At 41.9% G+C, this 13,322-nt stretch carries 13 protein-coding genes and 2 tRNA genes; 8 read left to right on the plus strand and 7 right to left on the minus strand.

The window, feature by feature from the left end:
• Positions 1–4 precede the first annotated feature (4 nt).
• The 7 genes from C2M33_RS12660 to hemA all read right to left on the minus strand — a co-directional run bounded on the left by C2M33_RS12660 (position 5) and on the right by hemA (position 7,407).
• Entirely contained in the window at positions 5–1,258 is a 1,254-nt protein-coding gene (locus C2M33_RS12660) for a DUF819 family protein (RefSeq protein ID WP_063706075.1), read from the minus strand.
• Between the two features lie 15 nt (positions 1,259–1,273).
• Positions 1,274–2,101 (minus strand): tetratricopeptide repeat protein, encoded by an 828-nt coding sequence (locus C2M33_RS12665; protein WP_063706077.1) that lies wholly within the window; start codon positions 2,099–2,101, stop codon positions 1,274–1,276.
• Positions 2,102–2,232: 131 nt separating this feature from the next.
• Positions 2,233–2,607 (minus strand): SirB2 family protein, encoded by a 375-nt coding sequence (locus C2M33_RS12670; RefSeq protein ID WP_063706079.1) that lies wholly within the window; start codon positions 2,605–2,607, stop codon positions 2,233–2,235.
• 21 nt (positions 2,608–2,628) lie between these two features.
• On the minus strand, positions 2,629–4,167 hold the full coding sequence (locus C2M33_RS12675; protein ID WP_063706081.1) for a response regulator: 1,539 nt from the start codon (positions 4,165–4,167) through the stop codon (positions 2,629–2,631).
• Positions 4,168–4,212: 45 nt separating this feature from the next.
• The gene (prmC, locus tag C2M33_RS12680; protein ID WP_105174583.1) at positions 4,213–5,055 is read right to left on the minus strand and encodes a peptide chain release factor N(5)-glutamine methyltransferase; all 843 of its coding nucleotides are present in this window, start codon (positions 5,053–5,055) and stop codon (positions 4,213–4,215) included.
• Positions 5,056–5,057: 2 nt separating this feature from the next.
• Positions 5,058–6,143: a peptide chain release factor 1 gene (gene prfA / locus C2M33_RS12685; RefSeq protein ID WP_063706085.1), complete on the minus strand. Its 1,086-nt coding sequence runs from the start codon at positions 6,141–6,143 to the stop codon at positions 5,058–5,060.
• Positions 6,144–6,150: 7 nt separating this feature from the next.
• Positions 6,151–7,407, minus strand: a complete 1,257-nt coding sequence (gene hemA, locus C2M33_RS12690) for a glutamyl-tRNA reductase (protein ID WP_199776368.1) — start codon at positions 7,405–7,407, stop codon at positions 6,151–6,153.
• An 83-nt stretch (positions 7,408–7,490) separates the two neighbouring features.
• Between hemA and lolB the strand changes: the two genes are divergently transcribed.
• The 8 genes from lolB (at position 7,491) to C2M33_RS12730 (ending at position 13,320) form a co-directional block, all read left to right on the plus strand.
• Entirely contained in the window at positions 7,491–8,078 is a 588-nt protein-coding gene (gene lolB, locus C2M33_RS12695) for a lipoprotein insertase outer membrane protein LolB (RefSeq protein WP_105174585.1), read from the plus strand.
• Positions 8,079–8,080: 2 nt separating this feature from the next.
• Positions 8,081–8,947 carry a 4-(cytidine 5'-diphospho)-2-C-methyl-D-erythritol kinase gene (gene ispE / locus C2M33_RS12700; protein WP_063706092.1) on the plus strand — a complete coding sequence of 289 codons (867 nt, stop codon included), beginning with the start codon at positions 8,081–8,083 and terminating at the stop codon, positions 8,945–8,947.
• A gap of 79 nt (positions 8,948–9,026) precedes the next feature.
• Positions 9,027–9,974 carry a ribose-phosphate pyrophosphokinase gene (locus C2M33_RS12705; protein ID WP_063706094.1) on the plus strand — a complete coding sequence of 316 codons (948 nt, stop codon included), beginning with the start codon at positions 9,027–9,029 and terminating at the stop codon, positions 9,972–9,974.
• 151 nt (positions 9,975–10,125) lie between these two features.
• Entirely contained in the window at positions 10,126–10,734 is a 609-nt protein-coding gene (locus C2M33_RS12710; protein WP_063706096.1) for a 50S ribosomal protein L25/general stress protein Ctc, read from the plus strand.
• Between the two features lie 19 nt (positions 10,735–10,753).
• Entirely contained in the window at positions 10,754–11,338 is a 585-nt protein-coding gene (gene pth / locus C2M33_RS12715) for an aminoacyl-tRNA hydrolase (protein WP_105174586.1), read from the plus strand.
• A 34-nt stretch (positions 11,339–11,372) separates the two neighbouring features.
• Positions 11,373–12,464, plus strand: a complete 1,092-nt coding sequence (gene ychF, locus C2M33_RS12720) for a redox-regulated ATPase YchF (RefSeq protein ID WP_063706100.1) — start codon at positions 11,373–11,375, stop codon at positions 12,462–12,464.
• 633 nt (positions 12,465–13,097) lie between these two features.
• Positions 13,098–13,174: transfer RNA gene (locus C2M33_RS12725), tRNA-Met, on the plus strand.
• 61 nt (positions 13,175–13,235) lie between these two features.
• Positions 13,236–13,320, plus strand: a tRNA-Leu gene (locus C2M33_RS12730).
• Positions 13,321–13,322: the final 2 nt, after the last annotated feature.

Below are 13,322 nucleotides of genomic sequence, written 5' to 3' on the forward strand. Positions count from 1 at the left end.
TTCCTTAAGGTGCAACAGCTTGTAGCATTAATCCACAAATATAAGCCATGTAGGTACCAACACCATAGCCCAAAACAGCCAGTAATACACCTACTGGCGCAAGAGACGGATGGAAAGCTGATGCAACAACAGGTGCTGATGCTGCGCCGCCTACATTTGCTTGAGAGCCTACTGCCATATAAAACAGCGGTGCTTTAATTAATTTCGCCACAATAAGCATTAAGCTTGCATGGGTAATCATCCAAATCACACCCAGTACAAAGTACATTGGTGAGTCAAAAATCGCAGTGATATTCATGTGTAAGCCAATTGAAGCAACAAGAATATATAAAAAGCTTGATGCTACTTTTGACGCGCCAAAAGCTTCAATATGGCGAACTTTAGTAAACGATAAACTAATACCAATTGTGGTTGAGATAACGATTAACCAAAAGAATTTACTGTTTAAACTATATTCTTGTGCCCAAGGGAAGTTAGCCCCAAAAAACGGACCTAAAAAGTCAGCACAAAAGTGCGCAAGACCCGTAATACCAAAGGCAATTGCGATAATCGTCATGTAGTCATTTAAGGTTGGCATACGCGCATGCTCAGCATGATATTTTTCTACGCGTTCTTTAAGCTCTTCAATGGCACGCGTATCTGCGCCCGTTTTTGCATCAATCGCTTTATGGTTTGCAGCCATTAATAACAATACGGCCATCCATAAATTCGCCACAATTACATCAACGGTGACCATTGCAGAGAAAATATCACCGCCTACTTCAAACATTTCTTTCATTGATGCTTGGTTTGCACCGCCACCAATCCAACTACCAGCAATAGTCGTCATACCGCGCCAAACTGCATCAGGGCCATGACCACCCACCGCTTCTGGGTAAACGGCACTCATCACTAAAATAGCAAGAGGTCCACCAATAACGATACCCATGGTACCCGTTAAAAACATGATTAATGCTTTTGGACCCAGGTTAAGAATCGCTTTTAAATCAATACTGATGGTAAGCAATATTAAGCAAGCTGGCAGTAAATAGCGCGACGCCACAAAATAAACATTTGAAGAGTGACCATCAACAATACCAAAGGTATTGAGTAACGAAGGTAAAAAATAGCAAAGCAATAACGCTGGTACATATTTATAAAATTTTTGGAACGCAGCATTATTACTGTGAGAGGTTTTAAAAATAAACCCCAAAATAACGGCAAGCAAACCAAGTACGACTGCGTCATTGGTAATTAGCGCACTGTGGGCGTCAGTCATAAATGTTCCTTTAAATTAGTGGTGTGTATTATTGTTGTCTTCAATTTCAGCAATTTGATGCTGAATAATCTCAATTGCGGGATCATCTGGGCACTCATTAACAAAGTACTGCAGATCATCACGCGCCATTTTTGGGCAATCTAACTGATTAAGTAAATAGCCTCGGTCACGACGTTCGTACGGATCGTCACCTAACAATTCCATCAGCATTTCAACGCAATGCAACGCATGGCCAAATTTACTTTCGCTAATAAAAGACCATTTTTGCTGAGCTAAATACAGTTTATACAGCTCTTCATCAAAAATAAGTTCTAACGGCTCTTGCTCATCACCATTTTCTTCACAGGCATTCTCTGGCGTTATATACCAACTCTGCTGACCTGTGCTTGGCTCAATTAAGTAGCCTTCTTCATCACTCATACCAACATGCACATGCACTTCGCCTTGGCTAAGCGTGACAGTGGCATCCAATTCAGCATGCTGTAATAAATGACACAGTAAAATCGCCAGCGTGGTTTGCGTACCGCTGCGCATGGTAATGGTGTAGCTAAAGCTATTTAATGTGTACTCAGGCACTTTTAAGCTAGATGAGCTAAACAGCCATTGCTGGTAAAAGGTATCAAGCAAATTATCGAGACGCTCATGGGGTTCTTTAAATTCAGCACAAAGGGCTGTTACCCTGTTCTCAAGCTCATAAAGCGTGTCATAACAGGCTGTTAAATCAGCTTGTTGATCCCACTTTAATTCTGCGTCGATACAACGATAAAGCACTTTAGAAGAAAATGTGTCAAAGGCCTCATCTTGATAGGGTTCATTTTGATCTTCAAACCAAGGGGTGGTCATTTATACTGCTACATCTCTTTCAAAAACGAACAGCTAGTTTACCTACTTTTGCCCTAAGTTACCAATACTGAGCGATGAGATATAAAAAAGCGGTACGACAGCACAGGCCATCAAATACCGCTGAGGGATTCTTATAAAAGAAGTGCAGTTTTAGCAGACGCTAAATAACCAATTGCTAATAAAATAAGGGTGGTTATAGCAAGTAGTACTACTTTCGCGCTTTGTGCGCTCTGCTTAGCTGCAACAATGCCCAGCACAATATAAGCAATAACTAAGATTATCTTTTCTAATAACCAAGATTGCTCAAGTGGGTTAAACCCTGCCATCACAATCAATGCAACTGCCGATACTAGCAATAAAGTGTCGATACTGTGACTACCAATAAACACCACTTTATTTTTTGCCAGAGCGCCCGTCTTTAAACGTGAAAATGAACGAACGTAAAATAAGATAATACTCAACACGGCAAATAACATGTGAGTATGTTTTACTGCTAAATAATCCATATGCCCCTAATTTTATTTTAATTAATCTGGATAACGTACAAGTACGTCTTCTATTTCTTTCACGCGCTGATTAAACACGTCAATCAGCTTAGGATCAAACTGTTTGCCCTGTTGTGAGTTAATTTCTTTTACTACATCATCAAGAGACCATGGTTCTTTGTAGCAGCGCTTATGACGTAGTGCGTCAAACACATCGGCTAAAGCCACAATACGACCCGCAATAGGAATATCCTCGCCTTTTAGACCTTTCGGATAGCCTGAACCGTCCCAACGCTCATGGTGCGATAATGCAATTATGGCCCCAGTATTAACGATGTCACGATTTGAGTCTTTTAAAATTAAATGACCTTTTTCAGCATGCTGTTGCATGATAGCCCATTCTTCATCAGTCAGTGGCCCAGGCTTATTTAAAATGGCATCCGGAATACCGACCTTGCCAACATCATGCAGTGGCGCTGCCAAGCGAATAAGTTCGGCTTCGCGTTTAGTTAGGCCATAACCCATCGCCAGCTCGTAACAAATATGCGAAACGCGTTTTACATGGTTACCTGTTTCTGTTGAGCGTTGTTCTAGCGCTTCGCTCAGTCTAAAAACCAATTCTTGTTGTGTTGCTTCTATTTCAGATTGTAGCTGCACATTTTCATAGGCCAACTGTACATTTTGCGAGAAAATTTCAATTAAATGGCGCTGAGTATCGGTCAAATGCTTCGGAATACCTGAAATAAATAACATCGAGTTGTGATTACATTCACTGCAACAATAGGCAAATAAATAGTTTTCACGGTAAACAATGGTTTTTTCACTTAATGCTTGTTGGCAAGCTTGCAGCTGCTCGTCGCTAAGTACGTCTTCAATTGCTTTACCTTCACTGCGCTCAAACTCACCACTACCCGAAAACACGACAAGCTTTTTTTGGTTATCCAACGGATTACTCGCAACTAAGCTTGTTGCATACATAGCCTGATCGACAGTACCCAGTAATGAGGTAAGTTGTTGCATCACCCCTTCAATAAAGCTTTCAAGTGAATGGGTCGAGAAAATATCGCGTGATGCTTTAATAATTTTTTCAAGGCCTTGGCGAGATTGTTCAATCGATAAAATATCGCGATAAGAACGTAAGCTCGACATCACCACAGTAAACAGTTTTTGTGCCGTTAATTCAGTTTTTGATTTGTAGTCATTAATATCGTAATTAACGATAACTTGTCGCTCGGGTGCTTGACCTGGCTGACCAGTTCGAAGAATGATACGAATGTGATTATTTTTTGCTGTTTCGCGAATGAACTTAGCGACTTTGAGGCCTGCATCGTCGGTTTCCATTACCACATCGAGTAATACGATTGCAGCATCAGGATGCTGTTGAATTACTTGCTTGGCCTCTTCACCTGAATAGGCACTAATAAACTCTAATCGTTTATCTTGAAATTCAAAGTCACTCAACGCAAGCTTTGTTACGGCATGTACTTCTGGCTCGTCATCGACGACGATGACTTTCCAACTACCCTGAACCACCTCATTTACTTCATCAAGTGCTTCATCCGAAAACAAAAAATCATCCATTGTATGGGATCCTCAAAGGCTATGTACGCACAGTGCACTTCATTATTATTTAAGCCATTGTGCTAACGTTACACGGTCATTACCGCCAAGATCTTTAATTGTAAGTATATGGCTATACGACATTTGTGCAAAAAAATCTTGAACCATCACACTTTGTTTGTAGCCATGTTCAATTAAAAGATAGCCATTTGTTGCTAAATAGTCACGCGCGATAGTAATAATTTGTTTAATATCAGCCATACCGTCATCATCTGCAACTAATGCAGAGAGCGGTTCAAAGCGCACATCACCTTGGTTTAAGTGCTCATCATCCTGTTCTATATACGGTGGATTGCTGACAATTAAGTTAAACTTTTGCGTATTTACGGCACTAAACCAATTACTCAAGGCAAAATTAGCATTGTTGATTGCAAGTCGCTGTTTATTTTCTTTAGCTAATTCGACAGCATCAGCCACCCTATCAACCCCTGTCACCTGCCAACTTGGCATTTCACTGGCCAATGCCAAGGCAATTGCCCCTGTCCCAGTGCCCAAATCAAGCACGTTTGCATCAGCAGGTAATTCAAGCCCTAAAGCATATTCAACTAACGTTTCGGTGTCGGGTCTTGGAATTAAAGTCGTTGGGTTGACCTTTAAAGGAAGGCTCCAAAATTCACGAAAACCCACAATATGCGCGACAGGTTCACCATTTAAACGGCGCTGGCATGCTTGCTCAAAATCGAGCTGTTGCTGTTCGGTGAGTTGTTTTTCTGGCCAGGTAAATAAGTAACTGCGAGGTTTATCTAGAATGGATAATAACAGGACTTGTGCGTCTAGTTTTGCACTGTCGCTGCTTGGCGTTAGTAACGCCGTCGCAGCAACAATGGCTTGTTCGATGCTTTGTGGCACGATTATTCATCGCCCATCGCAGCAAGTAAGTCAGCTTGGTGTTCTTGCATCAGTGGTTCAATTACACAGCCTAAATCACCCGCTACCACTTCATTTAAGCGATAAATGGTTAAATTAATACGGTGATCGGTGATACGACCTTGCGGGTAATTGTATGTACGAATACGCTCAGAACGGTCACCACTCCCTACGAGGTTACGACGCTCTGATGCTTCAGCCGCTTGGCGCTTTTCATCTTCAGCTTGTTGTAAACGTGCACCAAGTACAGACATCGCTTTAGCACGGTTTTTATGCTGTGAACGCTCGTCCTGACACTCAACAACCACACCTGTTGGGATGTGAGTAATACGAATTGCCGAGTCCGTTTTATTTACGTGCTGACCACCGGCACCCGATGCACGGAACGTATCAACTTTAATATCCGCTGGGTTAATCTCAATTGCTTCTGCTTCAGGAATTTCAGCCATAACTGCAACTGTACAGGCTGAAGTATGTACACGGCCTTGCGACTCAGTCTCTGGTACACGTTGTACACGGTGCGCGCCCGATTCAAACTTCAAACGACCATACACACCTTCACCTGAGATATGTGCAATCACTTCTTTGTAACCGCCGTGTTCACCTTCGTTAGTACTCACTACCTCTACTTTCCACTTTTTAGTCTCAGCGTAGCGGCTGTACATACGGAATAAGTCACCTGCGAAGATAGCAGCTTCATCACCACCGGTACCCGCACGAACCTCTAAATAGACGTTATTATTGTCTTTAGGATCTTTTGGCAGCATTAGAATTTGGATTTCGTCTTCTAAAGCGGTAATTTGTGCTTTTGCTTCTTTATATTCTTCTTGCGCCATTTCACGCATGTCAGGATCAGAGTCTTTTAGCATTTCTTCAGCAGTAGCAACATCATCTTGTGCTTGTTGGTAAGCTAAAAATGCTTTTACGATTTCTTCTAATTCTGAGTATTCTTTAGATAAGGCACGAAAGCGATTTTGGTCGCTGATCACAGAGGGGTCGCTTAGCAGCGCTTGCACTTCCTCATAACGCTCTACTAAGGTTTCTAACTTTCTATAAACAGACTCTTTCATTTAACGACTATTCCTGATCAATACCTAACATTTTCTTTAATTGGCTTAACTCGGCTGCTTCACCTTTTTTAGCAGCATCTTGAATGGCACGGGTAGGTGCGTGCATCAAGCGGTTGGTCAGTTTATTTGCCAACTCGAGTATAACTTTCTCTGCCTCTTTACCTGCTTGTAGCTGGCCAAGGGCTTTTTCGACAAGTTCTGACTTAATATCTTGTACATCGTTGCGATAATGGCGAATTAAATCCACCGAATCGAGTGAACGCAACCACATAGCAAATTCATCGGTACGTGAGCGAATAATAGCTTGCGCTTGCTCAGCAGCCTGCTCACGGGCGGCGATATTCTCGCTTACTATGGCTTGTAAGTCATCAACTGAATACAAATAGGCGGCATCTAGTTCGCCTACTTGGCTTTCGATATCACGCGGTACCGCAATATCAATAAATAACATTGGTTTGTGGCGGCGCTTTTTCAGCGCTTGTTCTACCACCCCTTTACCAATGATTGGCAAAGTACTAGCGGTTGAACTAATAACAATATCAGCGTCGTGTAAACGCTCAGGTAGCTGGGCAAGTGCAATAACATCCGCATTAACGTCGCTTGCTAGGATTTTAGCGCGTTCAATGGTGCGGTTTGCCACCGTTATTTTTTGTGGATCGTTTTGGTATAAATGCTTAGCAACCAACTCTATGGTCTCACCCGCACCAATCAGCAGAACATTGGTTTTATCCAACTTGCCATAAATGTGCTTAGCAAGATTAACCGCAGCATAAGCAACCGATACAGCGCTGGCTCCAATGTCGGTTTCGGTACGCACTTGTTTTGCCACTGAAAAAGTTTTTTGGAACAAGCGATCAAAGGTTACACCAATGGCATCGTGAGTTTTGGCATTATGGTAGGCTTGTTTTATTTGCCCCAAAATTTGCGGCTCACCGAGTACTAACGAATCAAGCCCACATGACACCCGCATTAAATGGTTAATGGCTTCATTACCTTCATGGTAATAGATGTTACTGCTCAGTTCTTGTTCATCCAAACCATGGAAACTGGCTAACCAGTGCAACAGGGTTTGGGAATTACGCTCGGCAAGGCTACAATAGATTTCAGTTCGGTTGCAGGTCGAAACAATAACCGCTTCATTAAAATGCGCGTGACCGCTTAATTGCTGTAACGCCTCAGACATTTGCTCAGGCGAAAACGCGACTTTTTCGCGTAATTCTACGGATGCGGTTTTGTGATTTATACCAAGTGCTACGATGGTCATATGTACCAAATATTGCTAAGCCCAGCTGTAAAGGCATTAATTTTACCAAAAATCAGCGGAATATGGAAAGTAAGGAACGACATTTGATTAAACAATATTTGATTTTATTCATGTTTTTTTTATTTATTGGTGGTTGTGCGCAAAAAATTTCAACCGTTGATTACATTTATCCTGACTGGAAAAGCCGATTAGAACAACACGCACAGTGGCAAGTACAAGGAAAAATGGCGTTTATTAGTACCGAACAACGTCAATCGGCCAACCTAAACTGGCAGCATGATGAACAACAAAGTGACATGGTGCTTACCAGCTTTATTGGCACCCGTATTTTATCTTTAAAACAAAATGCCGACGGTGCCGAGCTTGAATATGACGGCGATGTGTATACCGATCGCGATGCCTCAATGTTGTTATATCGGTTAACCGGTTTTTCAATTCCTCTAGATAATGCCGCAAAATGGCTAAAAGGCACCGTCGAAAACGACCAAGCCAGCTATGATGAGCAAGGCCGATTAAAAAGTCTTATTTGGCAAGCTCACAATGGTCAAAAGTGGCAAATCACCTACTCAGATTACATTAAGCAAGATGGCTATTGGCTTCCTGTTAAGCTCAGCCTCAAAAACCAAAAAATCCGTATTAAAATTCAACTTAATGATTGGCAGTTAAATTAATCATGACGCACGTATCAACCGCTCCGCTAACGTTAATAGCACCAGCAAAACTAAATTTATTTCTTCATATAAATGGTCGCCGTGAAGATGGCTATCATGAACTTGAAACCCTGTTCACTTTTTTAGAGTATGGTGACGAGCTTACATTTACTGTCACTAACGACTCAGAAATTAAAGTAACAGGTGATACAAACGGCATTGAGCTTGAAGATAACCTTATATATAAAGCCGCTCGTTTATTACAACAGTACGGTGATTGTAAACACGGCGTGCGTATCGAATTATTAAAGCGCTTGCCGATGGGCGGTGGTGTTGGCGGTGGCTCATCCGATGCAGCGACAACCCTCCTTGCCCTAAATAAGCTATGGGGCTGTGATTTAACGCTGACAGAATTAGCAGAACTTGGGGTGAAATTAGGCGCTGATGTGCCGGTATTTATTAATGGCCACACTGCCATAGCCCACGGTATTGGTGAGCAACTCGAAAATGTTGAGTTACCACCAAGCTGGTTTTGTGTCATTCATCCTGGGGAGCATGTTAGCACCGCGAAAATTTTCACCCACCCTGATCTAAAACGCGATACACCTAAGCTAAAAGCAGACTGGCAAACAGAAAATTTAGGCAATGATTGTGAGGCTTTGGTTAAAAAGCTCTGCCCCGAGGTTGAAAAAGCCCTGCAGTGGTTGCTAAAATACGCCCCGTCAAAGATGACTGGTACAGGCGCTTGCTGCTTTGCTGAGTTTTCAACCGAGGCACAAGCACAACAAGTTTTAGCTCAGTTACCAGAAAAATGGACAGGTTTTGTTGCAAGTAGTGCTACACTTTCACCTGCTCATACAGCATTAAATGCTCACTTTGAAATGAAGTAACGTACAAGTAAATGTTAACCTGCTTTGGTGCCTACCATAGCCTGTTAGTCCCAAAATTCAGTGCCTGAGGAACCCTACCGTGCCTGACATGAAGCTCTTCGCTGGTAACGCAACACCTGAGCTAGCTCAAAAAGTTGCAAAACGTTTGTATATTGAATTAGGCGATGCTGTTGTTGGCCGTTTTAGTGACGGTGAGATCAGTGTTCAAATTAATGAAAATGTTCGTGGCTCTGACGTTTTCATCATTCAATCAACCTGTAACCCTACTAACGATAACTTAATGGAGCTTATCGTTATGGTTGATGCCCTACGTCGTGCATCTGCTGGACGTATTACCGCAGTTATCCCTTATTTTGGTTACTCACGTCAAGACCGCCGCGTGCGTTCTGCGCGTGTACCAATCACAGCTAAAGTAGTTGCAGATTTCCTTTCAAGTGTTGGTGTTGACCGCGTTCTTACGGTTGATTTACACGCAGAACAAATCCAAGGTTTCTTCGACGTACCAGTTGATAACGTATTCGGTAGCCCAGTACTACTAGAAGATATGAAAGAGCGCGACTTCGAAGACGTAGTTGTTGTTTCTCCTGATATCGGTGGTGTTGTTCGTGCTCGTGCAATCGCTAAGCTATTAAACGACACTGACCTAGCAATTATCGACAAGCGTCGTCCACAAGCAAACGTTTCACAAGTAATGCACATTATTGGTGACGTTGAAGGTCGTGACTGTATCATCGTTGATGACATGATCGATACCGGTGGTACTTTATGTAAAGCAGCAGCGGCGCTTAAAGAGCATGGTGCAAAACGCGTATTTGCTTACGCTACTCACCCAGTACTTTCAGGCAATGCAGCTGAGAACATCCGTAATTCAGTGATTGACGAAGTTATCGTGACTGACTCAATTACACTGTCTGATGAGCTTAAAGCAATTGATAAAATCAAAGTGCTTACGCTTGCAGATATGCTTGCTGAAACAATCCGTCGTATCAGCAACGAAGAATCTATTTCAGCGATGTTTGAACACTAATCAACATCACTGTGATACTGAAAAAGCACCACCTAGGTGCTTTTTTTGTAGTCGTTATTTATTTTCCCCGAAAGGGGTGGTATGATAGCGCGCCTTTTGGCTAGGGACCTTGGTCGCAAAGGCCCTAAGACTATTAATTATTGGAGACATTATGTCAACTTACACATACAATGCAGAATTACGTACAGAAACAGGTACTGGTGCGAGCCGCCGCCTACGCCGTGAAGATAAAGTTCCTGCAATCCTTTACGGTGCTGACAAAGAAGCTGCATCAATCGTTCTTGCACACAAAGATATGATCAAAGCGCAAGAAGACGAAGGTTTCTACACGCACATCCTTACTTTAAACATCGGTGGCGAGTCAGTTGAAGCTATCCTTAAAGATATTCAACGTCACCCGTTCAAGCCTAAGATCACTCACTTAGACTTCCAACGTGTAGATGCTTCTCACAAACTTCACACTAAAGTGCCAGTACACTTCATCGGTGAAGAGAAAGTAACTAAAGCAGGTAACACTGTTGTTCACCAATTAACTGAAATCGAAATCACGTGTCTTCCTAAAGCACTTCCTGAGTTCGTTGAAGTTAACGTTGCAGGTTTAGTAGCTGGTGATTCAATCCACCTTTCTGACCTTAAACTTCCTTCAGGTGTTTCATCTGTTGAGCTAGCTAAAGGCGCTGATCACGATCAGTCTATTGTTACTGTTAAAGCTAACAAAGCTGCTCCTGCTGAAGAATCTTCAGAAGACGCTGCAGAATAATTTTTAAGGTGTAAACACCTTGAATTCTATTCAAATGCTTGTGGGCCTGGCTAATCCAGGCCCCGAATACGCAAACACACGCCATAATGCAGGTGCTTGGTTCATCGAAGAACTGGCTGCACGCTATAACTGCACACTCAAACATGATCCTAAATATCACGGCCTCACCGGCAAAGTGATTATTCAAGGCCAAGAATTTAAATTACTGATCCCTACAACTTATATGAATTTAAGTGGTAAGGCGGTGAGTAGTCTCGCAAATTTCTTTAAAATCCCTGTAGAAAACATTCTCGTTGCTCATGACGAAATGGATCTTGAACCTGGGATTGCAAAACTTAAAAAAGGTGGCGGCCACGGCGGTCACAATGGTTTAAAAGATATTATTGCGAAAATGGCAAACCAAAAAGATTTCATGCGCCTTCGCATTGGCATTGGTCATCCAGGTCACCGAGAAATGGTAACCGGTTGGGTACTTGGTAAAGCTGCGAAAGACGATCAAGAAAAAATGGACGCTGCCGTTGACGAAGCAGTTCGTTGTATGGAAATACTTGCAAAAGATGGTGTGTTAAAAGCACAAAACAGACTACATTCATTTAAACCTTAATCCGTTTTAATGAAATTACACAAGGTATCTTACTATGGGTTTTAAATGTGGCATCGTTGGCTTGCCAAACGTTGGTAAATCAACACTATTTAATGCACTAACTCAAGCGGGTATTGAAGCCGCTAACTTCCCTTTCTGTACCATTGAACCAAATACAGGTGTGGTACCGGTTCCTGATGCGCGCCTAAATGACTTAGCCGCTATTGTAAATCCTCAGCGTATTTTACCAACGACAATGGAATTCGTTGATATTGCCGGTCTAGTAAAAGGCGCATCTAAAGGTGAAGGTTTAGGTAACCAGTTCCTAGCAAATATTCGTGAAACAGATGCAATTGGTCACGTGGTTCGTTGTTTTGAAGACGAAAACATTGTTCACGTTGCTGGCACAATTGACCCTGCTGATGATATCGATGTAATTAACACCGAATTAGTTCTTGCTGATATGGACAGTGCTGATAAAGCACTCGTGCGTAACGCTAAAAAAGCGAAAGGCGGCGATAAAGACGCTAAAGAACAAAATGCAGTGTTAGAAAAAGTAAAAGCGCACCTAGATGAAGGTTTAACGTTACGTTCATTAGCACTTACAAAAGAAGAAAAAGCGGCAATTAAGTCTCTTAACTTCTTAACGATTAAACCAACAATGTACATTGCTAACGTGGCAGAGGATGGGTTTGAGAATAACCCTTACCTAGATAAAGTACGTGAAATTGCCGCTGCTGAAGATGCCGTTGTTATTCCAGTATGTGCTGCGATTGAATCTGAGCTGTCTGAGCTTGAAGAAGAAGATAAATTAGAATTTATGGCTGACTTAGGCTTAGAAGAGCCAGGTCTTAACTTAGTGATCCGTGGTGGTTACGAGTTACTTAAATTACAAACTTACTTCACTGCTGGCGTTAAAGAAGTACGTGCATGGACAATCCCAGTAGGTGCGACTGCGCCACAAGCCGCTGGTAAAATCCACACTGACTTTGAGCGCGGCTTTATCCGTGCACAAACAATTGCTTTTGACGACTATGTCGCGTTTAAAGGTGAAAGTGGTGCAAAAGAAGCGGGTAAAATGCGTCAAGAAGGTAAAGAGTACATCGTTAAAGACGGCGATGTGATGAACTTCTTATTTAACGTATAAGCCATTCGCTTATTCGATTTTAAAAGGCTCGTTTTTACGGGCCTTTTTTATTGCCTAAATATTCCCTAAATCTCCCTAAAACATGATGGGCGATGCCACCTTGCCTCTAAACGCCCTCTTTCATGATGCAGCGTGAAATTATGCAAAACCGTAAATCGTATTTTTAAACACCCTAAAGAATAATGAGTGAACACGACAGTTAATAGAGGATAGTTTTCAAAGCTCACAACCCATTTTGCAAACTGCTGACTGCGTGATTAGCAAATTGTGGGTATTTAAAAAGTAAAAACTAGGCCGATTAATCGCAAATTTGCCTGTATAAAATCATTCGCTTTTCATTTTTTGCAGTTAAACACGTTAAAAAAACACACTTACTAATTTTGAAACTTGATTTTTGTATGAAAATCAAGCAACTTAAAATCTGAGTTTTAAAACTCTTATTATGCATTTGGGAATTAAACTCAAAAATTGCAGTCAAAAAAACAGCAATTTAAATGAAATTTAGCCACTTAGCTTAATTTTAATGCAAACAAACACTGATAAGCATTTTTTTGCAAAAAAGGTGTTGACGGATTTGGGTCATATCAGCATAATACGCCCCGCACTCAGCGATGAAGTGATAACAAAAAAGATGGCTAAGTAGCTCAGTTGGTTAGAGCACATCACTCATAATGATGGGGTCACAGGTTCAAATCCCGTCTTAGCCACCATTCTTTTTTGTAGCTCAATGAAGAGTTTAAAATAACTACCAGTACTTTTAGTACAAACGATGCGGGAGTGGCGGAATTGGTAGACGCGCTGGATTTAGGTTCCAGTAACTTCGGTTGTGAGAGTTCAAGTCTCTCCTTCCGCACCATG

Origin of the sequence: Pseudoalteromonas sp. T1lg122, assembly GCF_002964825.1 — a bacterium.
Lineage (GTDB): Bacteria > Pseudomonadota > Gammaproteobacteria > Enterobacterales > Alteromonadaceae > Pseudoalteromonas > Pseudoalteromonas gelatinilytica.

Excerpts from the sequence above, each read along its gene's own strand:
- C2M33_RS12660 (WP_063706075.1), bottom strand. The coding sequence starts at position 1,258 with ATGACTGACGCCCACAGTGCGCTAATTACCAATGACGCAGTCGTACTT.
- C2M33_RS12665 (WP_063706077.1), bottom strand. The coding sequence starts at position 2,101 with ATGACCACCCCTTGGTTTGAAGATCAAAATGAACCCTATCAAGATGAG.
- C2M33_RS12670 (WP_063706079.1), bottom strand. The coding sequence starts at position 2,607 with ATGGATTATTTAGCAGTAAAACATACTCACATGTTATTTGCCGTGTTG.
- C2M33_RS12675 (WP_063706081.1), bottom strand. The coding sequence starts at position 4,167 with ATGGATGATTTTTTGTTTTCGGATGAAGCACTTGATGAAGTAAATGAG.
- prfA (WP_063706085.1), bottom strand. The coding sequence starts at position 6,143 with ATGAAAGAGTCTGTTTATAGAAAGTTAGAAACCTTAGTAGAGCGTTAT.
- hemA (WP_199776368.1), bottom strand. The coding sequence starts at position 7,407 with ATGACCATCGTAGCACTTGGTATAAATCACAAAACCGCATCCGTAGAA.
- ispE (WP_063706092.1), top strand. The coding sequence starts at position 8,081 with ATGACGCACGTATCAACCGCTCCGCTAACGTTAATAGCACCAGCAAAA.
- C2M33_RS12710 (WP_063706096.1), top strand. The coding sequence starts at position 10,126 with ATGTCAACTTACACATACAATGCAGAATTACGTACAGAAACAGGTACT.
- ychF (WP_063706100.1), top strand. The coding sequence starts at position 11,373 with ATGGGTTTTAAATGTGGCATCGTTGGCTTGCCAAACGTTGGTAAATCA.